General features: G+C 45.3%; 30 protein-coding genes and 2 tRNA genes. 15 read left to right on the top strand and 17 right to left on the bottom strand.

Annotated elements, in window-relative coordinates:
* Positions 1 to 174 precede the first annotated feature (174 nt).
* The 5 genes from AC5JL3_RS33800 to AC5JL3_RS33780 all read right to left on the bottom strand — a co-directional run bounded on the left by AC5JL3_RS33800 (position 175) and on the right by AC5JL3_RS33780 (position 4,687).
* Positions 175 to 861, bottom strand: coding sequence for a Uma2 family endonuclease (locus tag AC5JL3_RS33800; protein ID WP_496078629.1), 687 nt, complete (start codon positions 859 to 861; stop codon positions 175 to 177).
* 133 nt (positions 862 to 994) lie between these two features.
* On the bottom strand, positions 995 to 2,410 hold the full coding sequence (locus AC5JL3_RS33795; RefSeq protein ID WP_496078625.1) for an ATP-binding protein: 1,416 nt from the start codon (positions 2,408 to 2,410) through the stop codon (positions 995 to 997).
* Positions 2,411 to 2,557: 147 nt separating this feature from the next.
* A complete protein-coding gene (locus tag AC5JL3_RS33790) occupies positions 2,558 to 4,069 on the bottom strand; it encodes a UDP-N-acetylmuramoyl-L-alanyl-D-glutamate--2,6-diaminopimelate ligase (RefSeq protein ID WP_496078624.1) in 1,512 nt (503 codons plus the stop codon).
* 147 nt (positions 4,070 to 4,216) lie between these two features.
* On the bottom strand, positions 4,217 to 4,489 hold the full coding sequence (locus tag AC5JL3_RS33785) for a glutaredoxin family protein (protein ID WP_496078623.1): 273 nt from the start codon (positions 4,487 to 4,489) through the stop codon (positions 4,217 to 4,219).
* 27 nt (positions 4,490 to 4,516) lie between these two features.
* Positions 4,517 to 4,687, bottom strand: a complete 171-nt coding sequence (locus tag AC5JL3_RS33780; protein ID WP_496078622.1) for a hypothetical protein — start codon at positions 4,685 to 4,687, stop codon at positions 4,517 to 4,519.
* Between the two features lie 29 nt (positions 4,688 to 4,716).
* Between AC5JL3_RS33780 and cysH the strand changes: the two genes are divergently transcribed.
* On the top strand, positions 4,717 to 5,448 hold the full coding sequence (gene cysH / locus AC5JL3_RS33775) for a phosphoadenosine phosphosulfate reductase (RefSeq protein WP_496078621.1): 732 nt from the start codon (positions 4,717 to 4,719) through the stop codon (positions 5,446 to 5,448).
* Between the two features lie 203 nt (positions 5,449 to 5,651).
* Here the strand turns inward: cysH and AC5JL3_RS33770 are convergent.
* Positions 5,652 to 5,724: transfer RNA gene (locus AC5JL3_RS33770), tRNA-Arg, on the bottom strand.
* A gap of 557 nt (positions 5,725 to 6,281) precedes the next feature.
* Between AC5JL3_RS33770 and AC5JL3_RS33765 the strand changes: the two genes are divergently transcribed.
* From AC5JL3_RS33765 to AC5JL3_RS33730, 8 genes are all read left to right on the top strand, one after another.
* A complete protein-coding gene (locus AC5JL3_RS33765; protein WP_496078620.1) occupies positions 6,282 to 6,941 on the top strand; it encodes an Npun_F0813 family protein in 660 nt (219 codons plus the stop codon).
* A 131-nt stretch (positions 6,942 to 7,072) separates the two neighbouring features.
* Positions 7,073 to 8,083: a hypothetical protein gene (locus AC5JL3_RS33760; protein ID WP_496078619.1), complete on the top strand. Its 1,011-nt coding sequence runs from the start codon at positions 7,073 to 7,075 to the stop codon at positions 8,081 to 8,083.
* 8 nt (positions 8,084 to 8,091) lie between these two features.
* The gene (locus AC5JL3_RS33755; protein WP_496078618.1) at positions 8,092 to 9,090 is read left to right on the top strand and encodes a transposase; all 999 of its coding nucleotides are present in this window, start codon (positions 8,092 to 8,094) and stop codon (positions 9,088 to 9,090) included.
* A 598-nt stretch (positions 9,091 to 9,688) separates the two neighbouring features.
* Complete coding sequence (locus AC5JL3_RS33750; RefSeq protein WP_496078617.1) at positions 9,689 to 10,546, top strand: pentapeptide repeat-containing protein; 858 nt, start codon at positions 9,689 to 9,691, stop codon at positions 10,544 to 10,546.
* A 110-nt stretch (positions 10,547 to 10,656) separates the two neighbouring features.
* Positions 10,657 to 10,998 carry a divalent-cation tolerance protein CutA gene (cutA, locus tag AC5JL3_RS33745; RefSeq protein WP_496078616.1) on the top strand — a complete coding sequence of 114 codons (342 nt, stop codon included), beginning with the start codon at positions 10,657 to 10,659 and terminating at the stop codon, positions 10,996 to 10,998.
* 201 nt (positions 10,999 to 11,199) lie between these two features.
* Entirely contained in the window at positions 11,200 to 12,009 is an 810-nt protein-coding gene (locus AC5JL3_RS33740) for an HAD family hydrolase (RefSeq protein WP_496078615.1), read from the top strand.
* 60 nt (positions 12,010 to 12,069) lie between these two features.
* Entirely contained in the window at positions 12,070 to 13,263 is a 1,194-nt protein-coding gene (locus AC5JL3_RS33735) for a DNA double-strand break repair nuclease NurA (RefSeq protein ID WP_496078614.1), read from the top strand.
* A 50-nt stretch (positions 13,264 to 13,313) separates the two neighbouring features.
* Positions 13,314 to 13,961: a hypothetical protein gene (locus AC5JL3_RS33730; protein ID WP_496078613.1), complete on the top strand. Its 648-nt coding sequence runs from the start codon at positions 13,314 to 13,316 to the stop codon at positions 13,959 to 13,961.
* A gap of 56 nt (positions 13,962 to 14,017) precedes the next feature.
* Here the strand turns inward: AC5JL3_RS33730 and xseB are convergent, their stop codons facing one another.
* From xseB to AC5JL3_RS33705, 5 genes are all read right to left on the bottom strand, one after another.
* A complete protein-coding gene (gene xseB, locus AC5JL3_RS33725; RefSeq protein ID WP_496078612.1) occupies positions 14,018 to 14,275 on the bottom strand; it encodes an exodeoxyribonuclease VII small subunit in 258 nt (85 codons plus the stop codon).
* A 328-nt stretch (positions 14,276 to 14,603) separates the two neighbouring features.
* Positions 14,604 to 14,837, bottom strand: a complete 234-nt coding sequence (locus tag AC5JL3_RS33720; RefSeq protein WP_496078611.1) for a hypothetical protein — start codon at positions 14,835 to 14,837, stop codon at positions 14,604 to 14,606.
* Between the two features lie 333 nt (positions 14,838 to 15,170).
* Complete coding sequence (locus AC5JL3_RS33715) at positions 15,171 to 15,482, bottom strand: fertility inhibition FinO-like protein (RefSeq protein ID WP_192216951.1); 312 nt, start codon at positions 15,480 to 15,482, stop codon at positions 15,171 to 15,173.
* Between the two features lie 149 nt (positions 15,483 to 15,631).
* On the bottom strand, positions 15,632 to 16,063 hold the full coding sequence (locus AC5JL3_RS33710) for a hypothetical protein (RefSeq protein WP_496078610.1): 432 nt from the start codon (positions 16,061 to 16,063) through the stop codon (positions 15,632 to 15,634).
* A 121-nt stretch (positions 16,064 to 16,184) separates the two neighbouring features.
* On the bottom strand, positions 16,185 to 18,113 hold the full coding sequence (locus tag AC5JL3_RS33705) for an APC family permease (protein ID WP_496078609.1): 1,929 nt from the start codon (positions 18,111 to 18,113) through the stop codon (positions 16,185 to 16,187).
* 476 nt (positions 18,114 to 18,589) lie between these two features.
* On the opposite strand from AC5JL3_RS33705, the gene AC5JL3_RS33700 reads away from it, so the two are divergent.
* On the top strand, positions 18,590 to 18,814 hold the full coding sequence (locus AC5JL3_RS33700) for a hypothetical protein (RefSeq protein WP_496078608.1): 225 nt from the start codon (positions 18,590 to 18,592) through the stop codon (positions 18,812 to 18,814).
* A 53-nt stretch (positions 18,815 to 18,867) separates the two neighbouring features.
* Here the strand turns inward: AC5JL3_RS33700 and sbcD are convergent, their stop codons facing one another.
* The 3 genes from sbcD to AC5JL3_RS33685 form a co-directional block, all read right to left on the bottom strand.
* Entirely contained in the window at positions 18,868 to 20,202 is a 1,335-nt protein-coding gene (sbcD, locus tag AC5JL3_RS33695; protein WP_496078607.1) for an exonuclease subunit SbcD, read from the bottom strand.
* The gene (locus AC5JL3_RS33690; protein WP_496078606.1) at positions 20,195 to 20,752 is read right to left on the bottom strand and encodes a sll1618 family protein; all 558 of its coding nucleotides are present in this window, start codon (positions 20,750 to 20,752) and stop codon (positions 20,195 to 20,197) included. Before AC5JL3_RS33690 ends, sbcD begins: the two co-directional genes overlap by 8 nt.
* A 138-nt stretch (positions 20,753 to 20,890) precedes the next feature.
* Positions 20,891 to 21,916 carry an SPL family radical SAM protein gene (locus AC5JL3_RS33685; protein WP_496078605.1) on the bottom strand — a complete coding sequence of 342 codons (1,026 nt, stop codon included), beginning with the start codon at positions 21,914 to 21,916 and terminating at the stop codon, positions 20,891 to 20,893.
* 228 nt (positions 21,917 to 22,144) lie between these two features.
* Between AC5JL3_RS33685 and tcmP the strand changes: the two genes are divergently transcribed.
* Positions 22,145 to 23,419: a three-Cys-motif partner protein TcmP gene (gene tcmP / locus AC5JL3_RS33680; RefSeq protein ID WP_496078604.1), complete on the top strand. Its 1,275-nt coding sequence runs from the start codon at positions 22,145 to 22,147 to the stop codon at positions 23,417 to 23,419.
* A 44-nt stretch (positions 23,420 to 23,463) separates the two neighbouring features.
* Here the strand turns inward: tcmP and AC5JL3_RS33675 are convergent, their stop codons facing one another.
* Positions 23,464 to 23,670, bottom strand: a complete 207-nt coding sequence (locus AC5JL3_RS33675; protein ID WP_496078603.1) for a hypothetical protein — start codon at positions 23,668 to 23,670, stop codon at positions 23,464 to 23,466.
* A gap of 239 nt (positions 23,671 to 23,909) precedes the next feature.
* On the opposite strand from AC5JL3_RS33675, the gene AC5JL3_RS33670 reads away from it, so the two are divergent.
* Complete coding sequence (locus AC5JL3_RS33670) at positions 23,910 to 24,155, top strand: hypothetical protein (protein ID WP_496078602.1); 246 nt, start codon at positions 23,910 to 23,912, stop codon at positions 24,153 to 24,155.
* 132 nt (positions 24,156 to 24,287) lie between these two features.
* Positions 24,288 to 24,647 carry a hypothetical protein gene (locus AC5JL3_RS33665; protein ID WP_496078601.1) on the top strand — a complete coding sequence of 120 codons (360 nt, stop codon included), beginning with the start codon at positions 24,288 to 24,290 and terminating at the stop codon, positions 24,645 to 24,647.
* Between the two features lie 61 nt (positions 24,648 to 24,708).
* On the opposite strand, the gene AC5JL3_RS33660 is transcribed toward AC5JL3_RS33665, so the two are convergent.
* A tRNA-Val gene (locus AC5JL3_RS33660) sits at positions 24,709 to 24,780 on the bottom strand.
* Between the two features lie 36 nt (positions 24,781 to 24,816).
* On the opposite strand from AC5JL3_RS33660, the gene AC5JL3_RS33655 reads away from it, so the two are divergent.
* Together AC5JL3_RS33655 and mazG are read left to right on the top strand one after the other, a co-directional pair.
* Positions 24,817 to 25,374, top strand: coding sequence for a metal-binding protein (locus AC5JL3_RS33655; protein ID WP_496078600.1), 558 nt, complete (start codon positions 24,817 to 24,819; stop codon positions 25,372 to 25,374).
* A 95-nt stretch (positions 25,375 to 25,469) separates the two neighbouring features.
* Positions 25,470 to 26,312, top strand: coding sequence for a nucleoside triphosphate pyrophosphohydrolase (gene mazG / locus AC5JL3_RS33650; RefSeq protein WP_496078599.1), 843 nt, complete (start codon positions 25,470 to 25,472; stop codon positions 26,310 to 26,312).
* Positions 26,313 to 26,325: 13 nt separating this feature from the next.
* On the opposite strand, the gene AC5JL3_RS33645 is transcribed toward mazG, so the two are convergent.
* Positions 26,326 to 26,904: a peptidoglycan-binding domain-containing protein gene (locus tag AC5JL3_RS33645; RefSeq protein ID WP_496078598.1), complete on the bottom strand. Its 579-nt coding sequence runs from the start codon at positions 26,902 to 26,904 to the stop codon at positions 26,326 to 26,328.
* Between the last annotated feature and the right edge of the window lie 55 nt (positions 26,905 to 26,959).

The raw sequence follows: 26,959 nt of genomic DNA, 5'->3' as shown, positions 1-26,959 counted from the left end.
TTCGGTTCCACTAAATCATCCGCTTGTGACACTCAAAGGGCGGAATGTGGGTTGAAAGGCTGATGTAGTAAGCTAAAGCTTACTTCGGCTTTGAGCCGGAAATTTATTTCCAGGCTCTTAAGTCAGTGCCATTCACCTTAAGTAACCGTACTATGAAGCAGTGGTAACTTGTGATTACTCGGTAGCTAAGCTCTCGACAAAGGCAGCGTGTACGTCCGATTGTACTCCCTCTTGTAAAACTGCCAGTACCTGCTGCATATTCCCATTTAGTAACTCTGTAACCGCCAAGCACAACCCCGGAAAAACTCTACTCCGCAAAATCCCGTCGGAATCAGCAGGTAAATCAAGATATTCACCTTCTTCTAGATAGAACCAGCTAAGTTTCTGATCGAGGACTTGCCAGACAATGTATTCTTTCACCCCATTCCGGCGATAGGCTTGTTTTTTGGCGTGAAGGTCGATGGCAGTACTGCTAGCAGCTATTTCAACAATCAGTTCTGGAGCACCTTCAATATAGTCATCGTCACTCAGTCGCGCTTGCCCACCTGCTTCTGGAGTGATCAGGAGTACAGCATCAGGTTGGGGTTCATTGTCAAGGTCTAGGCGCACAGTCGGATTATCTCCCACAGCAACCCCTGGAGTCATGGCTTCATAAATTCCCAACCATGACATGATTCGACCATGAGGTTGACCGTGGCTCTTGAAGCGCAACGCAGCAGGCATATAGACAATTCCTTCAATCAATTCGGCTTTTTTTAGGTTGGGCATGGCGTTATAGCGGCGCTCAAACTCGTAACGATTTAAGCGATCGCCATTTTCCAAAGGAGGAATTGTCAAATGCTGGTTGGGTGTTTTAACCATAGCTGCTGCTAAGAGTAAACCTATGCCTATCCTACCGAAATCAGCGAAGGTGAGCGAAAGCGCTGGAGGCAGAAGCGATCGCTGCCTAATAGTCATTTTCAGGACTACTCTTGTAGACAAACCGCTAGCCGCATTAACTTATAGCAGAAGTGGAAGTGGCAATAGGTAGCAGCACTTTAAAATTGGAGCCTTCCCCCAACCGACTAGTCACCGAAATCGAACCGCCACAGCGTAATAGTAATTGCTGCACAATTGTCAACCCTAAACCAGCACCCGTGTTGTCGCTAATGGTAGAACGTCCCCGATAAAAACTATCAAAAATTCTAGGGATTTCATTGGGTGCAATACCAATGCCTGTGTCGCTAAATCCAAGCTGAAGGTATTCATCTTGAAGTGTGGCTCGTACCTGAACTTGACCACCTGTAGGAGTAAATTTTAGGCTGTTGTGCAGCAGATTGATGACAATTTGCCGTAGCCAAGTTTCTAAGCAGAAGACACAGGGAAGATCACGAGGAACCGTGTAGCCAAGTTGGATGCCTTTCTCTTGAGCAAGTGGCTGATAGGTGCTGACGACACCAGGGACAATTGCGGCAAGCTGCACCAGAGGCAAGGTTGTTGGTTCGGGTTCACTCTCTAGCTGTACTATCTCTTGTAATCCAGCCATCAATGAGATTTGGCGATCGCATTCTGTATTGAGTAGTTGCGTGTAGCGTTGACGCTGTGCTGGCTTGAGTTGTGGAGAATCCAACAGCTTCAACGCTGTTTTCATATTCGTCAACGGTGTCCGTAACTCCTGCACGACTCGCTTGAGCAACTCATCTTTGTTACGGAGGTCATCATGAGGAGAGGGTGGGATAGCGGTTGTTGTCTGACTGAAGAACTCAGGCTCACTTGTGGTCAACGAGTGCAGCTTATCCTCAGTCCGTTGTATTTGCTTCACCAATAACTGGGTAAGTAACGCCTTCTCATCAGAAGTAGACAGTAAGGAAAACTGTGTTTCCAAACGACCTAGTAATTCCTCAGGCATAGGACTTGCGATCGCAACTACCCCTTTCATTCCCGCCACAACTCGCTGAATAACGCGCCGCTCAAAGGTACAAATCGCGTCTAAAGGCTGGCTTTGACTTCGATCTAAAATCGTTGATTCAGGCTGGCAAGCCACAATCAGACCACTCAACTGGTCAGACACAACAATAAGAAAACATTCCCCCTGAAGCTGACTTCTAGCAGACAATTGCACGGGGACAACTTGAGAATTAGCGCTGATAGCAACTGGATTCCCAACATCTGTAACTGCCAACTCATTTTCAACGCCACTACACAGATAAATTGTTTGTGGAATACCACTGTGTTGATAGCGTTGTAGTTCGTTCTGCCAGTTATTTTCCGAGGGTTGATTGACCCAGATTGTTGCTGGAACGTTTTCCTCAATCAGAACATCAATCAGTACTCCTACCAACGATTGGAGTGTAGCCGAACTGACTTGAAGAGACTGAGAAGGCGAAAGCGTGTTCAGAGTCAACTGGTAGACCGATAAATCTTTAGTCATTAGTCATTCGCTCTTAGTCTTAGTGTGCAAGCCAATCTAGACTGAAGCCTTATTTCTTTTGGTCTATGAGTTGGGAACGTGGTGGCTTAGGTACCTGAGATTATCTTGCATCGTACATAAGCCCCACGACTAACAACTAACAACTGACTAACCAGCAATTCGCTCTAAAAGAGCATCTCGCGCTTGCTCTCGGTCATCGAAGTGAATTTTTTCGGTTCCGAGAATTTGATAGTCTTCATGACCTTTACCCGCAATCAAAACGCCATCTCCCGGTTGTGCTTGCATAATAGCCGTGCGAATTGCCGTAGCGCGATCGCAAATTACAATCGGTTCAACTGATGAGGGGATGCCCTCCAAAACGTCTTGCAGGATGCGTTCTGGGTCTTCCGTGCGGGGATTATCTGAGGTGACAACGGCAACATCCGCAAGTTCGGCGGCAATTTTACCCATTTTTGGACGCTTCGTGCGATCGCGATCGCCTCCACAACCAAACACACAAATCATCTTGCCCTGAATAAATGGTCGTGCCGCTTTGAGCAAGTTCTCCAAACTATCCGGCGTGTGAGCATAATCAACAATTACACTCACCTCCTGGGTTGGCTGCACTTGCACCCGTTCCATCCGTCCAGGAACACCGGGGAACAGTGGTAAGGCTTCCACAACTGACTCTAATTTCAAACCTAGATGTAAAACAGTTCCAACAGCCGCCAATAAGTTGGACAAATTGTATTGACCTACCAGCGGTGAACGGAAGGGAACCTCACCTGCGGGTGTATGCAAGATGCCACTCACGCCAGTTGGCTCATAATTCAGGTCACTTGTCCACAAGTCAGCCGAAGTCTTTTCGACACTGTAACTCCAAACCTGATCGGGATGAAGCTGTCCAATTAACTGCCGTCCGTAAGGGTCATCGGCATTAATCACCGCCCGACCTTTGAGATAATCCGAGTTAAACAACAGTGCTTTTGCCGCGAAATAATCATCCATATCGCGGTGGTAGTCCAAGTGGTCTTGAGTGAGATTCGTAAACACGGCAACCTCAAACGGACAGCCGAGTACCCGACCTTGTGCCAGCGCGTGAGAACTGACTTCCATCACACCAAACTGGCATCCAGCAGAGACTGCTAATTTCAGTTGTTGTTGCAGTTCCACCGCGAAGGGTGTGGTGTGTGCTGCTATTTTCTCAAACCCTGGCCAACGCGCATACAGTGTACCAAAAAGCGCCGTCGGTAACTGGGCATGAGCGAGTAGGAATTCAATGAGATGAGTGGTTGTCGTTTTCCCATTGGTACCAGTGATCCCAACTAGCTTCAGTTGCTGTGCTGGATAACCGTAGAAGCCAGTAGCGGCTTCAGCACAGGCGGTTGTCATGTCCTCTGCTGTGATGACATAAGCGCTATCTCCAGCTTCACTCTTGGCAAGGGCAGACTGTTTTGCCGCTGCTTGGGGAGAGATTAGGGCAGCGACAGCACCCGATGCGATCGCACTTTCCCAAAATTCCCCACCATCTACCCGTGTTCCCGGCATCCCAATAAATAAATCTCCCGGTTTACAGGCATGGGAATTCGTACAAATCCCCTTTACCTCAGCATCAAGCGCTGGATGATCAGATATTTCCCCAATGCTGGGAATCGTTGCTAATAACTCACGTAGTTTCATCTCAATTCTTGCTCCTCACTAAGAAAGGGACTGGGGGCTAGGGACAAGGGATTGGAGATTTCTGATTAGACATTTGTAAAGATAGTCGGTAGCCTATCGGACTCTACTGCCGGAATCTTGCCCCATCCCTAGTCCCCACTTCTGCGCCTATTTTGGCTTATCTTCTGGTAAATATTTCTGTAACATTTGCGCCAACTGCTGTACTGTCGCACGGGGAGAAGGGCGAGGTAGCGGTTCTTCTCTATCGGCACTAACTCGACATAGTACTGGCACCTCATATTGATAAGCTTGGAACCAATCCTCGCGTGTTGTAATATCTCGCACCTCTAATTCATGGTTCAAGCCTTGAATCTGTTCTAGCTTTTCTTGCAATCCCTCGCAGAGATGGCAACCTGACTTACTGTAGAGAATTAATTGCATTCGTTTTTTGCTGCATAATAACTGACTTCAGGCTAGATACCCATACGCTTCAATCCCATTACGAAACCGAGAAATTTTCTCTTCTCCTACTCCCCATTCCTTAATTTGCCGTAAAGGTACTTTTCCTTGAGCGAAGAATGTCCGGTTCTCCAGTCGGTTTGTGTAGTTTTGCAAGGTAAAATTAACAGTGTTAAACATTTTCACTAACACCAGACGCAAAAAACATTATGACCCAATTAACCCAGGCTCCGGTTCAACTTCCCAGCTTTGACCTGGATGAACTGAATCAACGATTTGACACTGCCCATCCCAGAGAGATTCTGGCATGGTGTGTTGAGAATATTCCAACTGGTCTGGTGCAGACTAGTGCTTTCAACGTTGATGACATAGTCATTACAGATATTCTCTACCGCGACCTCAAACCAGCAACGCCCGTTCCGGTAATATTTCTCGATACGCTGTACCATTTCCCTCAGACCCTGGAACTAGTTGCCAAAGCTACAACGATCTACAACCTAGATCTAAAAACCTATAAAATTCCAGATATTAATTCCCGTGAAGCTTTTGCCACAAAATATGGGGATGCCCTTTGGGATAAGGATATTCAACAATTCCATCACCTAACAAAGATTGAACCGCTGCAACGAGGTCTAGCAGAATTAAACACAGTTGCCTGGATTACTGGTCGCCGTCGTGACCAAGCTGTGACTCGTGCAAATATGCCAGTGTTTGAAATTGATGGCGAAGGACGCTTGAAGCTTAACCCCATCGCTAGTTGGACACGTAAAGAAAGCTGGGCATACGTGAATGAACATGGTGTCATTTACAATCCTCTACATGACCAAGGTTATCCCAGCATTGGTGATGAACCCATCACAACCCCAGTAGCAGAAGGCGAAGATGAACGTGCTGGTCGTTGGCGGGGTACTGGCAAAACCGAGTGCGGAATCCACATTTAGAAACGCGATGAACTAACGCTCATCACCCTTGGAGTGTGGTTCTTTCTTAATCATCGAAAAAATCGCTAAGGCAGTAGGGAGAGTGAGAAGTAATACATTCTCCCTATCCTTACTATCTGTCCATCTTGAGTAGCTCTAGACCTTCAGTCGGCGGCTGATCAGGTGCAAGCTTGGAGTTGAACAAAATACTTTTGAAGGAATAGCGCCCTCGGTAGGATTCGAACCTACGACCAAGGGATTAGAAATCCCTTGCTCTATCCCCTGAGCTACGAGAGCATAAATTTATCCTACAAAACATAGAATACCCGATAATCTCTCTAAGTGGCAGACTTACACCTTCTTGGATTCAGGAAGGATATCCTGTTGAACAGTGTTGCTCAAGTTCAATGCTTTCTTAAAAAATGAGCAATCTAGGAAGTAGGTTGGTATAACTAATCGTAGATTAAGCGTGTCAAGGGTTAGTTGCAGCGGATAATCCCTAACGGACGATTGACAGCCCATATCAGTTACGTGTATTTGTATCTACTCACCTATCAATCATTGTATGAACCAAACGCTATCTCCAGGCAAGCCATGATTTTAGACCCTCTAGAGGGCACAGAAACTCAATCCGCTTGACGCTCAAGGTACACTTAAACCAAAGTCATCAGGTGCTTGTATCGGTAGTGGTACGACTTAAGGCAATAAGCCTCAAAGCAGGCAAATAGCGGCTTAGCGCCGTTTAGTCGAGACCCTGGCACAAGGACTCTGGATAGATAAATGGTTACTTGGGTTATGACAGCGCTTTCCCGCAGCACCTTATTCGACCCCTAAGTACTCAGCCTGCCAGTGTCATGTTTATTCTCAAAAGAAAGGATGTTGAAATCTCTAGCATTCAGCACCCAAAGCGAGAACAGCAAATCCCGATTCTCACCTATCAGGCGCAAACCTTTCGCTTGATCAGTGTGTATGGTGCCAAGCAAGGCGAAGAAGCCAAAGCCTTCTGGCGGGATCTTACCGATCATCGCGGTAAAGTCTGTGTATTGCTCGAAGAACCTGATCGTTACAGCGTTTGGGGAAAAGTTCGCTTAGAGCAACTTGGTACAGAGGCTGGGCTGGATACGAGAGTTATACCGTACACTCAAGCCTGTCTCTTACTTTTACAAACGGTTTACATTGATGTTGAAGACCTTCTGGGAGGTCGGCAAGCCGGATTGTTCCAAAAAGAAATCGCTGGTATTTTCAAGCAGTGGCACTTTCCCCAGGCTGAAACACCGGAAGCCGTGAAGCAGTTGCTAACGGTAGATCCCCTCACAAGCCTACAAGTTCCTCCTTGGGAAGAACACCATCTCATTACTTTGTTGCAGGAACTCTACCGCTTAGGTAAAGAATATTTTGGAAATGCCAATTTTGCGGAAGGGGTAAGAGATATATTGCAAGATATGCCAGCTGCCGAACAAACTCAGTTTATGGAGTGGCTGAATCAATCTCCTCTTGGTAAACTATGGCGATAAGCTAGAGATAGGATTAAACAAATATGCCGTGGCTAGCTATCAAAAAACTTATACGGGTCTGCCAAACCGAACTCTCTATAACAACATCGGCTTTTTGTGATTTCCTTTATTAGTAATCTCTGGAAAGTCTTATGAGTAGCTCTGTAGACAAGGCATCTAGTCCTCAATCCCCTCTATCTGGTCAGAATGTTGTCTATGTGGGGGTTGCTTGGTCAGTACTATCGTTATTATTTTTCCTGCTGTTTAGTATTACTGCTCCAGGGCAGGAAAGCCCATTTTGGTACTTGATTGGTACCTACGTTTTGGAGATTTTACCTTTTCTGGCAGCAACTTTGCTCTGCTATAGAAATTGGCGTAGCCCCAACATCGCCAGTGGACGTAATGTCTGGCTCGGAATTGGATTAGGAATGCTCTGCTACTTGATCGCTGGCTTACTATTTGGCTGGTGGGAGGTAGTTTTGGGTCTTGACCCCGACGTGTCACCTGCTGACTTATTTTACTTAGCGAGCTATGTGTTCCTGGGTTGGGGCATGGTTCTAGCCGTTCTTCCTAGGCGCTTAAATTTAGAAATGTGGCAATGGGCAACTGTAGCGGCGATCGCAGCAGCCGGAATTGCTTTTGCCGTCTGGATTTTACTAGCAACACCGACGACGACAGACAACGCTAATGCTAATATTCCACCTGGCGCTACACAGCAGACATTAACGGGTACGACTTTACCTCAAGCCTCTACTCCAACGGCATCAGAGGAAGCCAGCCCAGCTATAGCTGAGGAAAGTGAAGAAAGTCAAGCACCGAGTTGGGCGATCGCAGTTGAAGATACGCTTAGCCCACTCTCTAGACCTGTTAACTTCTTCTATATTGTTGCTGATGTCTTTCTCTTGATTATTGCTTCAACTCTCTTATTGGCATTTTGGGGGGGACGCTTTGCCCAGTCCTGGCGAATGATTGCGGCAGCAACATTTGCTCTCTACATCGCGGATATGGGATTTAAGTATGTTGAGGCTCGCGCTGTAGAATACGAAAGCGGAGGTCTACTGGATGTCTTTTATGTTTTCAGTGGTGTACTGGTTGCGATCGGCGCTGCCTTGGAATATGACGTGTCAAGCCGTTCCCGCCGTGGTGGGCGTAAACGGACTTAAGGTAAGCCATGAGTCCTAGAAAACTAACACAGACTGACAAAAGCGATATCTTGAACTTATATCGGCGACCAGAGGAGACAACGTCAACTCTGGCAGTTCGTTATGGTGTCAGTAACTCAACAATTAGCCGCATTCTCAAAAGCACCTTGGTGGAGTCCGAATATGAGGTGCTGATTCAGCAAAAGCGCTCAAACCGCACTCCGGGTGGTGCTTCCTCTTCTCTTGTTCAATCCACTGAGTTGCCCCAAGAGTCTGAGGCTGAGTTACCGCTCGATTTTCAAGAACCTGAGCCAACTCTAGAACCTGAAACAGATCCTGAACCATCTGATCAAACGTCTAGTGATCAACGTCGGCGGCGAAAACGCTCTTCAGTTGCTCTCCCACCAGTTCCTCAGGAACAGGCGGTACAAACTCAGTTACCCCTAGAGGTACCTGCCTCAGTAGAGGAAAGCGGTGTTGAGGAACTTGATGAGCCACTTGGTGAACTTGATCGAGCCGAAACCAGCCACTTAGAAGAGTTGCTGGATGAAGACTTGATGGATTTGGCTGACGATGACGATGATGACGACGATGACAACGATGATTTAGAGGATGATTTAGAGGATGGTTTAGAGGATGACTGGGAAGACGAGGGAATTGAGGCGGAGAGTCAGAAGCCAATTACTCTCAGGAATAGGGGTATTAATGTTCAAGTTTTACCTCTTTCTGAAGCCTCTTTGCCAAGAACCTGTTACTTAGTTGTAGATCGAGCAGCAGAGTTAATAGCTCGACCTCTTAAGGAATTTAGTGACTTAGGACAAATTCCTATTGAGGAAGTTCATGAGAAAACTCTGCCAGTATTTGACAACCACAGAGTAGCGAGGCGTTTTTCTAATCGTTCTCAACGAGTGATTAAAGTCCCTGATGGTCGAATGCTTCAGAAGACTTGTTCACACCTGCAAGCTAAAGGAATTACTCGACTGTTAATTGATGGTCAGGTGTATTCCCTATTACCCGCTCAGCCATAAAGTCAATTAAACTCAATTAATTATTTAGTGGCTAGTAGCTCTCGCTTGTAGCTAGCTGCCACTTTGAGGTAGCTGTCTTTGGTGAGTCGCCTCAGGTTTGGCAAACAAAGGCAGAGGGAATGGCAACGAAACCTCTGCTCACGACGGGTCATACCAATTGGGTATAAGAATGACACAATTGCTTTAGGCGGCTTCTGGTGAAGACTTATTTCATTTGTGCCAAAGCCAAACCCAATTGGTATCAATCGTCAAGGGTATCAAGTCTCCTCCCAATTTTGAGGGGGCTTGATACCCTTCCAATTAGTTACACATAGCTGCTGCCATAAAGGTCAGAACAGATTTAACGACCCAAACGACCACGTATAGCAAAAAATATTTACTGAATTTTTATGATGAAATCGAGCTAGCTTGATATAAGTGAAAGTTTGTCACAGTAAAATTCTTAAGTAGTTAGTAAAAGTAAAAGCAAATCTTTTACAAAATAAACTTTACTTATAAAAAGTTTGTAATTACTAAATATCCATGAATCAATTAAACTCATTAAGTTAAAGCCCTTGAAATAGTTCAGCAAACAACTAGTCATTGGAGCGCTTACGCGATGGAAGTAAGACATCTTCTCAGGCTTTATGAACAAGGAAATCGAGATTTTACTGGTGTTGACCTAAACGGGGCAGATTTGAGTGGGATTACCCTGATCGGGGTTAATCTTACAGGTGCTAACTTGAGGGGGGCTAATCTCAGCCGAGCGTTTCTGATTAAGTCAGACTTTAGTGGCGCTCAAATGAACTGGGCAAATCTGAGCTTTGTCAAAATGAGTGATGCCAAACTGGTAGAAGCTGAGTTGACGAAAGCGAATTTCAGTGGCGCTTTTTTGGTGAAGTCAAAACTACCAGGAGCAAAGCTCAGCGGCGCAAATCTTAATGGGACTAACCTTAGACGTGCTAATCTGTGGGGAGCAAACCTCTGCGGAGCGCAGCTACAACGAAGCAATTTGCGAGAAGCAAACCTGAGTGGCGTTAACTTCAACTGGGCTAACTTATCTGAGGCAAGACTAATTGGCGCAAAGTTGTATGGCGCTTCTTTAAGCGGTGTTAACTTAAGCCGCGCTTTTTTGAAGGGATTAGATTTAGGCGGCGTTGATTTAGAGGGAGTTGCCCTTAAGGAAGCAAAACTAAGCGGCGCTAACTTAGAAGGGGCTAATTTGGCAGCGGCGGATTTAAGCCAAGCACAGCTACAGCGAGTCAATTTGAAAGGAGCGGATTTAACAGCAGCGAACTTGACAAATGCATCTCTAGAGCAAGCCAATCTAACCTGGACTATTTTGAGAAGGGCAAATTTGAGTGGTGCGGATTTGACTGAGGCGAAGTTGAATGGAGTCGATCTTGAGGAAATTCAGCAAAGTGGCGCAATTTTGCCGGAACAGACGGCTCATTTTATGTATTCCAGGGCGATGTAAATAGTAGGGAAAACAACTCGTAGAGAGTTATGGTAACTCTTAAGCGAGGCTAGGACTTCTGGCAATTAGGCGATCGCTTTTTCAACGAGATAGCTGAACGCAAAGACTTTATGGATAAAGATTCTGCTACAACTGGCTATGGCGTGGTATTGGTAACTGCCTCCTCACAAGAAGAAGGAAAAGCGATCGCGCAAGCCTTAGTTGAAGCTCACTTGGCTGCTTGTGTCAGCCTTATGCCAGTACATTCTATCTACACCTGGCAAAACAAGATTCACTCAGAGCAAGAGTGGCAACTGGTAATCAAAACTGACTTAGCCCGGTTTTCCGAGTTAGAAAAGAAGATTCGCTCTCTACACTCTTACGAAGTACCAGAAATCATTGCCTTACCAATCTTGGCAGGTTCCGAGCCTTATTTACATTGGATTTCAGACAATGTTAAAAGCTCTCAGTAACGAACCCTGTCAAGCTGGCAGGTTGTAGGTGTTTGGTGCTAGGGTGAGCGGCGAGTTTTGGAGAAGAAAAAGGGTAAGGTGAAGGACAAAAAATAGTGCCTTTCCCAGTCTCCTTTTACCAACAAAATGTTTTTGTCACTGGAAGCAGTTAGAAATGATATTTTGACAACAACAAACCTTGAGTTCCCAGCGACTTAAACAATGCCTGCTGACTCCCCAACCATTCTTGCGCTTGATTTTGATGGTGTTGTCTGTGATGGACTACTAGAGTATTTTCAGACTTCCTGGCGCACCTACTGTCAAATCTGGACACCTGAGAGCGAGACACCACCGGATGACTTAGCTTCTACTTTCTACCGCTTAAGACCTGTGGTAGAAATAGGCTGGGAAATGCCGCTACTGCTTCGCGCAATTGTTCTGGGAATTCCCGAAGAAAAGATAGTACAGGATTGGTCAACAGTTGCAAAGGAACTCATTGAATCCGAAAACTTAGATGCAGCCGATACAGGCAAAAAATTAGACGCTGTTCGGGATGACTGGATTACAACTGATTTAAACAGTTGGTTAGCACTGCACCAATTCTATCCGGGTGTGATAGATAGACTGCATAGGATGCTGCCTCCTGCACCAACATCAGGCTTAGAGGCTGCAACCCAACTATTTATAGTTACAACGAAAGAAGGACGCTTTGTTAAACAGCTATTGCAGCAACAAGGCATTCAACTGTCACAGGAGCAGATTATAGGCAAAGAGTTCAAGCGTCCGAAACACCAAACGCTGCGGCAACTACTAAAGGCATCTACAGGAGAAGCAGCGACACTCTGGTTTGTCGAAGACCGCCTGAAAACCTTACAATCAGTGCAACAACAGCCTGATCTCAACGCAATAAAACTATACTTAGCAGATTGGGGCTACAACACCGCAGAGCATCGAGACTCTGTACGTGATGACAATAGAATTCAACTGTTATCACTTTCACAGTTTGCTCAAGATTTTTCGGCTTGGTCTTAAGAGAATTGATAGTCAGTAGTCATTCGTTTGAAAGCGGACAACTGACAAGGAACTAATTAAATGCTGGATTTAACAAAACTTGCAAGTCAAATTCCGGGTATCAGTCAGCACCTGAGAGTAGAAGCGGCTGCCTCGCGTCAACGGTTGGAACTAGGGCAGCAATTGCTGTTACAAACTCTTGCCCGACAGGAGGAATTGGTGCAGCGTCAACAGAAATGGCGCGATCGCATGACGTTTACTGCGGCAATACCTGTTGAACCTCTGGATACTCGCGTTGACCTCGACTCACCTCCAGAAAGCCAGACTGTCTTTGCTACAGATGGTTCTCAGATTGCGCCGTCTCACCACGAAATCGCCTACTGCTATCTCATCAATGTCGGTCGAGTGATGTTGCACTATGGGCAGAGTTTGTACCCATTGTTGGATAGTTTACCTGAAGTATTTTACCGACCAGAAGACTTGTATGTCTCTCGGCAGTGGGGCATTCGCACCGAGGAATGGATGGGACATCGACGCACGGTTTCCGAGGTAACGATGCTGGCAGAAATGGCTTGCCGTTGGGTGAAACCACCGGGGCCTCACTTTGATATACCCAATCTAGCGATGGTGGATGGTTCGCTAATCTACTGGTTTCTAGAGGGACTGCCAGGAGAGGCACGCGATCGCATTTTGCCACCGATTCTGGAAGCCTGGGAACAACTCCGCTCTGTGAACGTTCCCCTACTCGGCTACATAAGTGCAGCGCGTAGTGCTGAAGCCCTAAACTTCCTGCGGCTACAAGCTTGCCCGCACGAAACCCCAGATTGCATGACCCATTGCGCCAATTTCATCGACAAGTTACCCTGCCAAGTCATTGACCCCTTACGAGATGCCGCACTTTGGGGAAGTTTATTAGAACCCGGACAACGAAGCCCTCTGTATCGCAGTTCTGCACGGATTCTGGACTTGTACGAAGGACACCGTATCTACTTCTGCTATGTCAATGTTGGGACAGAAATTGCGCGGATAGAAATACCGGAATGGGTGGCACAGAACTCATCCTTACTCGCTCAAGCCCTCAGCTTAACCTTGGCGCAGGTTCACAAAGGTTATGGCTATCCGGTTGCCCTTGCCGAAGCTCATAATCAGGCTGTTGTCCGAGGAGGCGATCGCGTTCGCTTTTTCGCCCTCTTAGAACAACAGATGATTCGGGCTGGTTTAAGAAATGTTGGAACATCCTATAAAGAAGCCCGTAAACGTGGCAGTGTTGGCTGAATCAAGGCTAAATTGGTGAGATTCATCTAGTTTTCAGGGAAAGCTCAACGATGGTCTTAGTTCGCGCCTTCTTCAAAAAAGACACCATTATCAAGCAAAAACTGGCTCAATCCTCAGACTTACCTGCCTCTCAGATTCAAAAGATTCCAAGAGGCTCTCTACTCGTTCTTCAGTCCTTTGCATCTCCTAGCAGTAATCACGTCAAAATTAGTTTTACAACCCTTGACTTCCAGAACTTTACTGGTAGTTGGTTTGCCTTTACCGGGTCTGTGCTACAAACAACTCCTGATGGTCAAATATTTACGCAAGATGTCGATATTATTAAGCAGCCCCTGGTCGCCGTAAAGACTATTGACCAACGCCTCTCAACACAATCACCAAAAAACGTTGTAAATATATCTGCCAATCAGCAAGCCATTGGTAATCAGCAGGGGTTCTTAAAAATTGTCTTTAATACAGATACATTCATCAAGCGCCAACCAGTTCCAGCCGAGACTCTCCAGTCAAATTTAGTTCAAGCCGTCCCAGCAGGCACTGAACTTATTCTTTCAACCAACTTGCCAAGTACAAGTAACGTTGTTAGTTTTCCTATTAATAATAGTCATGTACAGTTCAGCCTCAAAGACATTGCCTTAAATGGCTTCGGTCAAAACTGGTTCGCCTATACAAAGCATGTTGGGATTGAACTCGCTAGTTGAAATAATTTCTTCCATCATATGCAATTGATGGGTCTTTAATATAGAAGCACAAGGGCTTAGAAGTCAGCGTCTTCTGCCAGTGTTTCAATCAACAAATCCATTTGCTGCTGTCGCTCTTGCAGAAATGTTTCGCATTGGCGTAGGTACTTCACAGCAGCAGCAAATTGCTCAAAAACTTCAGCAAGTTCTAGTTTACCAGCTTCTATCTGCTCAATGATAGTTTCAACTTGAGCAACTGTCGCTTCATAATTCCAGGCTTCTGGTAGAGGAAGATCAGTTTTATTTGAGCTAAAGGCACCGATAGGGTCAGTCATAAAAACTTGTGGTTGAAACGGTAATTCCTGCAATTTCCTATGCAGGGGATTTCAACTTTCACTTTGACAAACAAATCAATTTTAGTGCAAGGGGTATCTTACATCGCTCTTGATCCCCATCTTGATAAAGGGAACTAGAAACCCGCCTAAAACAGCTTACCGCTCGTGCCCCTGACACTACAAATGATATTTTGCTTGCGTTGAAATGCTTCCGCTCCAAAATCACGTGACAAACGTATAGCACTCACTAGGGCGATTAGGACTCTCGCCAAATCCTGAAACCTTGAATAGTCAATTTTTTCCCTTCTGCCCTCTGCCTTTTGCTATATCACTCTCTATCTCTATCAAACCTGAATCCCTCTCTGATCTCAGCAGGGTCATCAAGAGTGACTGTTTCAGGGGCCAGTGCTGGGTTACTGCCAATTTCTGTTGGATCTAGGCTGGAGCGACCTTTCATGACTAAATCGTCTACATCAACCATGTTCTTGAGAGGAGACTCGCGATCGCTCTGCTCTTTATCGTCTTCTGGATTAACAGAGGAGTTTTGTGTCTTAGAACTCATAAGTACTGCCTACATACATTGAACTAACAGGTTCCAGCTTAGATGTGCATTAGTGAGGTACACACTATCGAAGGACAGAGTTCAGAGTTTCACGTAGTAGAGATTGAGTTGAGCTATTCAACCTTTTAAGGAATTGCGATTAAAATGCTGCAAGCTAAACAAGTCTTACAAGAGCGTTATTATCTCCAACAAAGCTTAGGACAAAATGCGGGTTGTCAAATTTGGCTTGCACAAGAGTGATCGCTTACTCTAAAAGTCATCCTAAGTAATAAAAGGGAAGAAGCGATCGCAACTGAGAACATGAACCAAGCCATGCGCGATCGCTTTCTATCACTATGAGCCTTCCTCAGGCTGTGGCGGTTTTGGCTCTTTTGGCTTCCGCTCAAATACCTGAATATTTGGCTGATCAAGGACAAACCCTCCGTCTGTAGGTTCGCCCATCTTGCCAGCAATTGCAGCGACCCACATGGGATAGTTCGCCTGTGCCTCTTCGAGTTTCTTGAAGACTTTCGGCTTCACCTTAACACTGACCTGTTGACCGTCACAATCTAGCTCAAACTGTTTCCAACCATTTTCTACTGTTGCCACATCTGCGGGAAACTCGTTAATTTTTATGGTTAGCTCCATCTTTCCTGGTATTGGCATGGGCTATGGTACCTCCTGCTCTTGAATTTAATAAAAGTGCGATCGCTTAAATAATTTCTAGGAATTAAACCTGGTAGTCTTCCCAGGGAATAGTAGCACTATGCGATCGCTTTTAGTTTTAGGTTATCGGTAAATACTTAACAAAGGCTCTAGAACACGGCTACACGACCGTCATCCCTAAGATAAATTGAGCGATCACCCGGAGGACGACCACCAGGACGCACTTCTATGCGTAGAGTTCTCGCTTGTGGTTTCAGGAGTTCGACTTTTATCGGCAATCCGATCGCATCCCAAAGCACTACTGAAAAATTAGGGTCTGTACGACCGCCTCGCACGAAAGAATAGACTTGTCCTGGACTAATCGGTAGTGGATCAGTGCTAGATACCTGTTGTAGCTGCACAACACTCTCCGTTAAGTTCGCAACCTCAACCGTAATACGTTGCCCTGGTATAAACTGTATCGGCTGTTGTCCACAACTGGTAGCCGCGACACAGGTGCCTGCTGTTGCTGGATAGTCATGTTCTGTAATGCTGAGGAGGAGAGCCGTTGCTACCAAGACGGCTGGCAGAAGTTTGGACATGGAAGAGATTCTAGAGACTTGTTATAGGCGACTTCTCAACTTTTGCATAAATACACCAAAGTCTAGCTAATTAAGTTTTAGGAAGGGGTTAGAACAAACAATAACTTCAAGTCTATTTCCCTTAACCCCCAACATGAATGGCAGGACGGCGTTCGGGGTTCCTCTCTGCCTTACGGAGTACTTCGCGGGTAACCACAGCAATATCGCCCTCACCAAACAAGATAAAGCGCAGCAAGTATTGGATTGGGTTTCCCTCTGCCCAGCCAAAATAAGCGTGTGGTATCTTACCCGTTTGGTCTCGAAGATGGAGAAGTATGGCAGCGATCGCGTTAGGGACTGCTGCACTCTCGGCACGTAGGATGCGGTAGCCATCGACCTCCTCCCCTTTTACTCGGATGATACCCTCAAATTCCGAAGCATCGGATACTCGAATCTCTAAAAAGAGAATTGAATCGGTGGGCGGCAGATAATGATCCTCACGCACCTCTTTTTCCTTTAAAAAATACTCTCGCGCACTGCCTGTATTCCTTCGATGAGCGATCAGTCGTATGTTACCTTGGCTCTCTTGAGTAATGAAGTCACTAGCAGCCTCGTCAATTTCGATCCGCTCTACTCGCAGTTCAGTAGATCGCCATACCCGTGAAACTAGCGAGGTGAGGATGATGGCAGCGATGAAGAACCCAGCGATTCTAATCCCTTCAGGTCTCTCGATAATATTGACAATAGTGGTGTATATAAACAACAGCGTAATGATTGCAAAGGCGATCGTTCCTCCCTTCGATCTCTGGCGATGCGCTGCTAGCGTCACAGCAAATGCTGCTGAGGTAATCAGCACCAGCACACCTGTAGCGTAAGCTCCACCTTGAGCTTCCACATTCGCCTTGAAGATAATTGTGACACCCAAGGCAATAGCTGTATAAACTAACACCAGAGGTCGCGTTGCCCGTGCCCAATTCGGTGCCATACCATAGCGAGGTAGGTAGCGGGGGACGATATTGAGGAGTCCTGCCATGGCAGATGCACCAGCAAACCAGAGAATGCTGATGGTACTCAGATCGTAAATTGTGCCAAAGCCCTTCCCTAGATACTGATGTGCTAGATAGGCGAGGGCACGTCCACTTGCTTTACCCCCACTTTGAAATTCTGCGGCTGGAATCAGTAGAATAGTCACTAAGCTGCTAGTAATCAAATAGAAGCTCATAATCAAAGCAGCCGTGGTAAGCAGCTTATGCGTATTATGAATGCGCCCCTCAGGCTGTTCCTGGGTATCGCTGCTGCTACCCCGCACGAGAGGCATAACTGCCACGCCAGTTTCAAAACCTGACAATCCCAAGGCAAGTTTTGGGAATAGCAGGGCGGCTACGCCGAGCATCAGCAAGGGGTTCTGGTGTTGTGCGAAAAGTGTAGTCTGCCAGTCAGTGATCAGAGATGGCTGATTAAAGATTTGATACAAACCAACGATAATAACAACAAGGTTTAACAGTAGATAGACTCCAACCAAAAAGACAGCAATCCCGATCGCTTCTCGGAAACCTCTCAAGAAAACTGTGCCTAATAAGGCAATCAGCACTAGAGTAATTGCGATCACCTGATGGTGAAGGAAACTTGGGACGAGCGGATTTTCGATGATATGGGCGGTAGCATCAGCAGCCGAGAGAGTAATGGTGATGATGAAGTCGGTTGCCACAAAACCGAGTAAGCACAATACGAATAGCTTGCCTTGCCACCAAGGAAGTAAATGTTCGAGCATTGCGATTGAGCCTTCACCCTGAGGACTTTGAGCTGCAACCTGTCGGTAGATCGGCAATGCCCCAAACAGCGTTAGTAGAACGAGAATGAGAGTGGCAACAGGAGAAAGTGCGCCTGCTGCCAATGCTGCTATACCTGGTTGATAGCCAAGTGTAGAGAAATAATCGACACCCGTGAGGCACATGACTTGCCACCAGGAATGCTGGCGGTGTTGTCCTTCGCTCTCGTGTCGCTCTTCTTTAAGTAACCAGAGGATGAACTTTCTGTTGAGCCGTTTTCTTGGAACAAATAGTTTAGCCATCAAACTTACTCCTTCTGTATAGCTATATATATGTCATTTGGCGTTGCCATATATCTCTCAGCAGCTCTTTTTAAGTACTAGTCAAGTACTAGACTCGTTTAGTAGAGATAACACACCAGCTTTAAGAAGGATTTTGGCAAGTGTTTCCACTTCATTACTAGCAATCAGTTCTACAAAGATACCTACTAAAAAATCCTGACAGAGACTACTTGTATCGGTAAGTAATAACGTCTTTCTACACAAGTGTGATGTACTGGATTAATATTGCTGTTCCTAGAGGTGCATCGCTTAGCATGCAGCTAATGATGTAACTCTAGCCACCTAAAACCCAGGTAATTCCACTAGGACATTACTACATCTCACTTTCGTGGTAGAAAAAACCTGAAAAAGTCCTTCCCTAGGGGGGTGACCAAAAGTACACATTCCCTAAGAGGATAGGCAAAGTTGAAACTAAAATTAATGTGAGGGTTTTTACAGTGAAACTAAAAGTCGTTGTTCTACTTCTAGTGGGCTTAATGACAGGTCTAGCCGCTTGCCAGGGAGGTCAGGAAACGCCCACAGATACGACCACTACACCTGATACTACGACCACGACACCTGATACTACTACTTCTCCGTCTCCTGAGGAGTCTCCTGAGGAGTCTCCGTCTCCTGAGGAGTCTCCTGAGGAGTCTCCGTCTCCTGAGGAGTCTCCTTCGTAGTGTCGTAATCTCTACAACAGACTTGCTTTCGTAGAGACCCTTTGCCAAAAAAACTAAAGTAGCCGCAGCTGGGCTTGTGCTTGTGTATTATTCTCTAGCTGCTGGCTAGCTTGAGTCGCACCTACCTGGACAGCCTCTTGGGTATCCGCTACGTCTAAGTGGCGATCGCTCTCTCTTGCAAGGAGACGCTGTGCGGCTTCCATCATCTCTGCGGTGATGTCTTTGAGGTCTTCCCGATTGTCCAGGTAGGTTTTTAGTGCCTCCATTGGCTCGATACTGCTACCAACACCGAGTTCTGGTAAGCGAGGACGAGCTAACTGACTGACTAATTCAGGGCGAATGGTATAGCTGTGGGCATCATTTAATGCTTGATGGACAGCGCCGTTGTCGATTAAATCGAGTTGCTCAGAACGCAGCTTGTAAATTAGCCGCACTACAGCATCCTTAATCTCTTTTTTCCCAATCGCTTTGAGTAGAGCCTCTTGTGGTTCAGCGGCATTAGAGATATCCACTTCTATTGTGCGGAAGACTCGGACAGGTAAGGGGCAAAATTCCCACTGAGCGCGATCGCATTCTAGTTCAAGGAGAACATAGCCTTTGTCTTCTTTTTCCTCACTGAAATCTACTCGCTCAATGCTGCCAGGGTAGATCACGGGTGGGTTATTCGACTTGTTGAGATTCTGATGTCGGTGAACATGACCCAGCGCCACATAATCAAAGCAGGAGCGTGTCAGCATTGACAGAGGAATTGTGAATCCCTTACCCACAGCCAAGAAGCGTTCGGCTCCTAAGTTAGCGTGATCTGCCATCAAGTGTGCTAAGAGGACTGTAGGAACCTCTGGGTCAAGACGGCGGATTTCTGCTTCTAATACTGGGTCAAGTCTTGAGGTGAGTAATTCATTAACTTCAGCAAGCGCAAGACCTTCTGTTTCTGGGCGAGTCAGCAGGGTTGAGCGAGTCAGCCAAGGAAGGGTAATCACCTGCACGGCACCGTTGCGAGTTTCGATGCGGTGAGTGTTGATCGAGTCGCCGACGATAAAACCAGGTACTCCCAAGGTACGGTAAATGCATAGGCTTGCCCCTCCCTGTCCTTGTGAGTGTTGGTCGTGGTTTCCTACAAGTAAGACAGTGGGGATTTCAGCATCAACTAGGCGACGAAACTGCCCAGCAAAGGCTTCTTGAACGTAGGGTGGTGGTGTGGCATCGGGAAAGGCATCACCCCCAAATAAGACGAGATCGACAGGTTCTGAAATTGCTTTATCAATGCATATTGATAAGGTATTGACAAAATCTTCTAATCGTGTATTTAAACCTGTGACTGGGTTAATCCGTCCGTGGGAAAAGCCACTTCCCATATGGATATCCGACAGGTGAAGAATTTTAATCATGTGGCGTAGTCATTGGTGAAGGGGATGTTGCTTCAGGAATCACTTGAGCGATCACCTGAGAGATAACCTGTCGTTGCTCGGTATCGTAGTTCCAGCGTTGGAGAAATGTTTTGTAGCTGCCTTCTCCGGTGATGGCACTTTCCCGTAAGGCTTGTGCTAGTTCACGGACTTGGGGTAGTTTGAGTTGTTGGATGAGATGAGTGGTACGCGATCGCACTCGGTCTGACCCTTGTGCCATTTCTTCGTTACCCTTACGACGATGACTAATTGCCATCGCGGCTGACATGGCTAGGTTTTTTACTAACAGTTCGGCAACGATAGTGGGGGAGGACTGGAGGGCTTGGACAACTTCGGGTGATGGGTTGTCGGCTAAGGTGTTGTCTGACGTTAGGTAGGTGACAAAGAAGCCTCTTGCCCCTTTTTCGGTTTTTACAAGTTGGGTGATTGTTTCAGCGATTGCTTGCTGGGATTTATCGGTTGCTGTTTGGTTCAGCAAGGATTGGGTAAAGGCGATCGCTTCTTCAAATGTTACTGATTCTGGAATGCTCACGCGAGTTCTTTTTGGGGTTCGTGCTGTTTAATCTCTGATACTGTGATGATACTCAATTGCTATCCAGGTTTTCTTGACGCTAATTTAGCTAATTCGCCACCTGCGATCGCGTTTTCACACTCAACGATAAGTTCATCATCAGGAAATAGGTACTATATTTGTCTTGATGTTTTTAGGAGTAGCCTGAGGAGAGTTTGTTCTTGTCTTTTCGTGGCTCAAACTCTCCCAGTTTTCCACAGTTGGTTTGTATAACCACTGCTTCAGCTTAGCTTCATCGACATATTCTCGGAGTTCAGGATCGGGCCAAATGTGAAGCCGATCAATACATCCTATCTCTGCGGCAGCTAATTCAATTTCGTCCCACTGTCTCTTAAAGCATTCTCCCCATGAGCTTTTACTCATAATTGAGTGAGCAAACTCCAATCCTGCTGCTAGCATCCTTTTCCCATTAGTGCCACGAGCATTGATTGGTTCCCAAAAGATGACCTCTGGCTTAATCATCATTAACTGCTCTAGATGCCTTTTAAAGTCATCAAGTTTCATGCTAGGAGGAGTAGGAGCTGCTGCAACGTATAATCGACACTCTGTCTTATATCCTTTTAAGAGAGCTTTATAGCGTTCAGAAGGGGGAGGTGCTTGAGGTTCAATTTTACGGCTAAGATCATCATCCAGGAATGGTAGGCTCATGCCTACTGTTACATTCGGGTGCCGTAGGACATCAAGATCATTTACCCATAGTAAGCCGCGAGTCAAGATTCTAACCCGTTTTTTGTGTTTCAATAGAACTTGAACAGTTCTACGAGTCAATGCCGCAGTTTCCTTGTTCTGGTAAGGATCAGTTCCAGAACATAGAAGAACAACACCTTTACCTGCTGGTGTCTCATGCCAAGTCCTTTTACGGCTTAGTATTTGATCGAGTTTTTCAGGAATCCCCTCCCGAACGAATAAATACTTTCCCCAATCCATTTGGGGATTGCTTACCCCTTGGTCTTGTAGGTGTGCTTGTCGGGTTCTGATTGCTGGCGTGGAGGGTACATAGCAAAAAGTACATCCATGTAAACAACCTGATGCTACGTTAATCACATAATCACAGAGTCCCTTTTTATTCAGTGCGCTTTCTTGGAGGGGATTAACAATCTGCTCAGTTCCTTTAGTAATAGTCATATCACACCTGCCGTTTAGTCAAATGATATGTAGTATGTATAGCAAAATACTTATAAAACATTGAAAGAAACAATAATTAGAAGGTTAATAGATAGCTATAGTTTTTCAAGCTTATAGTATAAATCATAATGGATATAAAAATAGTAATTTAATTTAAGAATTAACATTAATCATTAGAGAAAAATTCTAATTGTTTTAGGTACAATCAACCTGTGAAATATCAACCTTATGGATAATAAAAAATTTTCCTGGAGTCCTGACGGAAGTGAGTTACCAGAAATTGAACCTCACACTAAAGCAAAGCACAGAATCTTGGAAGAGTATCTTGAAAGATATCTTGTTACGCTTTGCGGAAATAATAGGGGGAAAAGAAAAACTATAACTATCATCGATGGCTTTTGTGGTGGCGGGATGTACCTCGATCCAGATGACAATAATGCTTTATGGGCTGGATCGCCTATCAGAATCATCAAAACAGTTGATAAAGCATTAGATATTGTGAGGCGTGAGAAAGCAAAACCAGATTATCAGCTCGATACAAAATTTATTTTTATTGATAACAATAAAAGACATATCAATTGTCTAAAAAGTCAGCTAGAGCAATCTGGGTTAGGACATTATTTAAAAGATTCAGAAAAATGTAAAATCATATTTGGTGAATTTGAAGATTATGTTGACGAGTGTATTAATGAAGTAAGGCAGCGCAAAGGGTCTTCATTCTTCTTCTTAGATCCGAAGGGATGGTCAGATGTCTCGATGGATTCCATAAGAAGAATAATATCCCTTCAAAAATCCGAAATAGTTTACACCTATATGGTTGAAAAAGTTATAAGATTTTTGAATAAAAAAGATGAGGTTAAAGCATACAAAAATGTTCTTGAAGTAGAGGGATATTATGCTCTATTAAATTTCTATTTATCAGGAAGTCCGGCTAAACACAGATATATTAAAGATGAAACTCTTAGACTGTTTAGAGAAAGAGGCAAAGCTCCATTTGTATATAGTTTCGCACTCTTTGCAAACAAAACTCAACCTAAATATTATCTAATTCATTTAGCAAGTAATCCACCAGCTCAAAGGGAGATAAAATATGCTCTTTGGGAACACAACACTATAGATTTAGTGTATCAGTTTGAGTATGGTATTTACGGACTAGGCTTCAGAACTCCTGATTATTATGAGCAAAATCCGAGCGTAATCAATATTACAAAAGAGAATGAAGCTAAATGCATAAATAACTTGAATGATGATTTAATGCCTATTATTTATAATCATCCAGATGGCATATCTCTAGATGAAATTCATACTTCAACTATGCAAAAAAATCCGGCTACATTAGACCATTACATTCAATGTATAAATGAGCAAGTTGACGAACAAGAATTAGAAGTTTTTAGAGATGGAAAAATAACAACAGCTAAAAAGTTAAAGCCAGGAGATTTTATTATTAGGAAAAAATATAAGCAATTACATTTTATGAATAAAACTTTCAGAAATATGTAATTTTTTATATCTGGGAAAATCCAGAATTATAATGAGCGATCGCCTCATTCATCCCCCTTGCCCTTCTTTGTAGGTGAGAGGTTGTCCTTTTCCAGCCATTGCTCTAACGCTTTCTCCAAAGCTTCACTTTGACTGATTTCCTCAGAACTACAGGCAATCCTGAAACGACGCGCCAAGTCCTTCGGCACATAGCCACTTACTTGAGAGTAATTCGGGTCGTCGCGCTTAGTTACCACTGATACTTTTGTCATCTTCGAGCCTATTGTCGCATATGTAATCATTACTGCTTTATTTCATGAATTCAGGATTTCATGAATTCATGTAATTATGGTACGCTATATTTCATCACAAGTTTAGGGTGGCTATCACAGCTCAACCCTCTCCAACACAGACAACTTGATTAATTCACAACTTTCAAGTTAGAAGCCAGCGACCAAGTTACCACGCTTCCCACTGGCTTCTGGCTCCCTAATACAAGGAGACTCTATCAATGGTAAAACAACTACTCAGTAATCCCAGCATTAAGCGAGGCTATCCTCAAGAAAATCGCCCTTGGGCAATAATTCGTCTATTGCCAAACGCGCAAACCATCATCGTTGCCCGTTTCCGTAACCGCCAAGACGCCGACGACCACAAACGACTTTTGCATCGGTTCATCCCAAACGCTGAGTTTGAGATTATCTTTGACCTTCCCAATGAGAAACAAGAGGAGAACCAAACCCAAGCGCTGATTTAATTCTGGCAAATTAGCTCAGTTAGCTACAGGAAAAACTCTACATAGTCCCCCAACACCAGGGGCAGAAAAATATCCTACTCCCTCTGGTGTTGCTCACAAAGGCTGAGGAGGGGGTTTCCTTTCCTAAAACTCATGCAACCGCTACGTCATCGCATTAACCCCAAAACTTTCGTGATCACTCTCAGGCAAATCGCCAAACACCTGAAAATCAAGCAAGAGCATATCTTGAACTGGGAAAAATGGCATAACGTCCTCTGGGTGCATATTCAGGGACTCGGTGGTTACTTCATCAGTTACCGTAAACTCGAACAGTGGATTGCTGCTTGTAGTACCTTGATACGCTTCTGCCCAAATCTGCAAGCTCTTAATGCCCTTTGGGAAAGGATTATTCAGGAAGCCCAGCGATATACAGAAGAAGCGTTTTCCCGCCTTGATAGCATCTTCCAGCAAAGATTGTCAGTTTTAACTTCTTCAAAACACAGCCAGCAGTAGCATCAACTGGACGACATTAATCTGCGAACGTACAAAATAATTAGTCACTGTACAGTACAAATGGGCAATACTGGATTCGAACCAGTAACATCCTGCTTGTAAGGCAGGCGCTCTACCGTTGAGCTAATCGCCCGGTATCATATTTAGATTAGCACGAGAAGACAAAGAAATGCCCTCTGGTCAAACACATGATCGCATAACCCTGTGGAGTTTGCCAATAGTTACGGGTTTGGCTGTTGCGCTGACACGGAGTAGCAACCTGACATTAATGATTTCTGGGGGGTTTCTCTTTAGTGGGCTGATGTTGAGTCCTGACCTAGATTTAAAGTCGCGACCGTTTAAGCGCTGGGGCTGGCTGCGATGGATTTGGATTCCTTACCAAAAGATGTTGCGTCATCGCTCTGTTTTCTCTCATGGGTTGGTGATTGGGACAACTCTGCGGGTGCTGTACCTCGTCAGTTGGATAGTTGTGCTTGGGGTACTCAGCTTAGCCGTTATCCAGTTTTTCCGGGATGAGCCGAGTCGTTGGCAGGAGTTGGCTAAATCGATTGGGCGATCGCTTATTGATTATCGAGCCGAGTCGATTGCTTTATTAGTTGGCTTAGAACTAGGGGCGATGAGTCATGTTGTCAGTGATTGGGTGGGTTCTACCTACAAACGCTCCAAGAAGAAGCCAAAGCCTAAGTTCAGCCGTCGTAAACCCCCTGCTTCCAAACGCAACAAGTAAACAATATTGTTGAACCGATGTAGCATCGAGGCACGGTTAAATCCTTTAAAGGGATTTAAATTAAGGATAGTTAAGTGGTTTTTGAGTTTTCCTTTATGTCTACTTCCCAGGAGCAAACGCCGCTGAGGCTGGAATCTTCTATCTTAGAAGCACTGCAACAGTTGATTGATGTGGTTGCCCAGTTGCGATCGCCTAATGGTGGCTGTCCTTGGGATTTAGCGCAAACCCCTCAGACGCTGATTCCTTATGTGATTGAAGAAGCGTATGAAGTTGTGGATGCGATTCAGAGTGGTGATAAAGATGCGATCGCAGAAGAACTGGGAGATTTACTCTTGCAGGTGGTACTCCAAGCTCAGATTGCGACGGAAGCCGGGGATTTTACTCTAAAAGAAGTCGCTCAAGGAATTACCCAAAAGCTGATTCGGCGTCATCCTCATGTGTTTGGAGATGTAGAAGTCGATGGTGTTGAGGATGTTCGTCAAAATTGGGAGCAAATCAAAGCAGCGGAAAAAGGAGAAACAGCTGCACAGAAACAGCTACTGAGTCGTAAACTTGACCGCTATGCCCAGACATTGCCACCTTTAACCGCCGGGATGAAGATTTCTCAAAAAGCGGCAGCGGCTGGCTTTGAGTGGGAGAATATTGAGGGCGTTTGGGCGAAGTTTCACGAAGAATTGGCTGAATTCCAACAAGCACTTGAGCAGGAAGACAAAGCACATCAGCAGGCAGAACTGGGAGATTTACTGTTTACTCTGATTAACTTAGCGCGTTGGTATGAGCTTGACCCAACAGAGGCATTACAGGGAACGAATCGCCGCTTTATTCAACGTTTAGCGAAAATGGAGGCGATCGCATCTCGCCCCCTGTCAGAGTATAGTATTGAAGAATTAGACCAATTTTGGCAGCAAGCTAAAGCTCAACTCGCAAAAGAGCTTTAGCGACAACTTCCGTTTAGTGAGGGACTTTGCTCAGAGCGTGCCAAGTGCGATCGCTAACAATCCCATCAAAAACAAGACCGACACGCTTTTGGAACGCTTGTACAGCCGCTTTGGTGCGTGAACCGAAGTCACCATCAACTGTACTGCCGTAGTCGCCAGTAAGCTTTAGGACATTCTGAAGGGTAACTACGGCACTGCCCTTGCTACCTTGCTTGAGGGTTGGCATGTTCACGGGCGCACCTTTATACAGTGCTTGCCAAGTCAGATTTCCAACAATGCCATCTTCTACTAAAAACATTTGATGCTGATAGGCAATGACAGCAGTTCTCACATCTGCGTCGAATATGCCATCAATTACACCTGAATAATCTGTGTAATTCGCCCAGGTGGTTAAGAGTCTTTGTAGTTCATTGACTTCCTGTCCTTTGGAACCTAGCTGTAGTACAGGCTTGTTGAGTTGAGCTGTGGCGGCTGGGTTAAGTTGACCGTTGGCAGGAGCTTGAATATCAGCAGTTGGGTTGAGTTGTTCGTTAGCAGTAGGTTGAGTCTCGGAAGCTTGCATTGTCATTGCCTCATGAATCGTGTTCGACACTTCCTAATGTACGGTTTATGACTTCTATGTGCCCTCGCCTGAGTGACTGAACCAA

The sequence above is a fragment of the Symplocastrum torsivum genome, from assembly GCF_059505465.1.
The sequence above is the reverse complement of the archived record's forward strand: the minus strand, read 5'-3'. Positions and strand labels throughout refer to the sequence as shown.

Coding starts and splice junctions, on each gene's coding strand:
- xseB (WP_496078612.1), bottom strand. CDS start 14,275: ATGACTGACCCTATCGGTGCCTTTAGCTCAAATAAAACTGATCTTCCT.
- AC5JL3_RS33685 (WP_496078605.1), bottom strand. CDS start 21,916: ATGACTATTACTAAAGGAACTGAGCAGATTGTTAATCCCCTCCAAGAA.
- AC5JL3_RS33730 (WP_496078613.1), top strand. CDS start 13,314: ATGGTCTTAGTTCGCGCCTTCTTCAAAAAAGACACCATTATCAAGCAA.
- sbcD (WP_496078607.1), bottom strand. CDS start 20,202: ATGATTAAAATTCTTCACCTGTCGGATATCCATATGGGAAGTGGCTTT.
- AC5JL3_RS33665 (WP_496078601.1), top strand. CDS start 24,288: ATGCAACCGCTACGTCATCGCATTAACCCCAAAACTTTCGTGATCACT.
- AC5JL3_RS33715 (WP_192216951.1), bottom strand. CDS start 15,482: ATGCCAATACCAGGAAAGATGGAGCTAACCATAAAAATTAACGAGTTT.
- AC5JL3_RS33720 (WP_496078611.1), bottom strand. CDS start 14,837: ATGAGTTCTAAGACACAAAACTCCTCTGTTAATCCAGAAGACGATAAA.
- AC5JL3_RS33780 (WP_496078622.1), bottom strand. CDS start 4,687: ATGTTTAACACTGTTAATTTTACCTTGCAAAACTACACAAACCGACTG.
- cutA (WP_496078616.1), top strand. CDS start 10,657: ATGGATAAAGATTCTGCTACAACTGGCTATGGCGTGGTATTGGTAACT.
- AC5JL3_RS33735 (WP_496078614.1), top strand. CDS start 12,070: ATGCTGGATTTAACAAAACTTGCAAGTCAAATTCCGGGTATCAGTCAG.
- AC5JL3_RS33765 (WP_496078620.1), top strand. CDS start 6,282: ATGTTTATTCTCAAAAGAAAGGATGTTGAAATCTCTAGCATTCAGCAC.
- AC5JL3_RS33710 (WP_496078610.1), bottom strand. CDS start 16,063: ATGTCCAAACTTCTGCCAGCCGTCTTGGTAGCAACGGCTCTCCTCCTC.
- AC5JL3_RS33795 (WP_496078625.1), bottom strand. CDS start 2,410: ATGACTAAAGATTTATCGGTCTACCAGTTGACTCTGAACACGCTTTCG.
- AC5JL3_RS33755 (WP_496078618.1), top strand. CDS start 8,092: ATGAGTCCTAGAAAACTAACACAGACTGACAAAAGCGATATCTTGAAC.
- AC5JL3_RS33750 (WP_496078617.1), top strand. CDS start 9,689: ATGGAAGTAAGACATCTTCTCAGGCTTTATGAACAAGGAAATCGAGAT.
- AC5JL3_RS33655 (WP_496078600.1), top strand. CDS start 24,817: ATGCCCTCTGGTCAAACACATGATCGCATAACCCTGTGGAGTTTGCCA.
- AC5JL3_RS33800 (WP_496078629.1), bottom strand. CDS start 861: ATGGTTAAAACACCCAACCAGCATTTGACAATTCCTCCTTTGGAAAAT.
- AC5JL3_RS33740 (WP_496078615.1), top strand. CDS start 11,200: ATGCCTGCTGACTCCCCAACCATTCTTGCGCTTGATTTTGATGGTGTT.
- AC5JL3_RS33790 (WP_496078624.1), bottom strand. CDS start 4,069: ATGAAACTACGTGAGTTATTAGCAACGATTCCCAGCATTGGGGAAATA.
- AC5JL3_RS33785 (WP_496078623.1), bottom strand. CDS start 4,489: ATGCAATTAATTCTCTACAGTAAGTCAGGTTGCCATCTCTGCGAGGGA.
- mazG (WP_496078599.1), top strand. CDS start 25,470: ATGTCTACTTCCCAGGAGCAAACGCCGCTGAGGCTGGAATCTTCTATC.
- AC5JL3_RS33760 (WP_496078619.1), top strand. CDS start 7,073: ATGAGTAGCTCTGTAGACAAGGCATCTAGTCCTCAATCCCCTCTATCT.
- tcmP (WP_496078604.1), top strand. CDS start 22,145: ATGGATAATAAAAAATTTTCCTGGAGTCCTGACGGAAGTGAGTTACCA.
- AC5JL3_RS33705 (WP_496078609.1), bottom strand. CDS start 18,113: ATGGCTAAACTATTTGTTCCAAGAAAACGGCTCAACAGAAAGTTCATC.
- cysH (WP_496078621.1), top strand. CDS start 4,717: ATGACCCAATTAACCCAGGCTCCGGTTCAACTTCCCAGCTTTGACCTG.
- AC5JL3_RS33670 (WP_496078602.1), top strand. CDS start 23,910: ATGGTAAAACAACTACTCAGTAATCCCAGCATTAAGCGAGGCTATCCT.
- AC5JL3_RS33675 (WP_496078603.1), bottom strand. CDS start 23,670: ATGACAAAAGTATCAGTGGTAACTAAGCGCGACGACCCGAATTACTCT.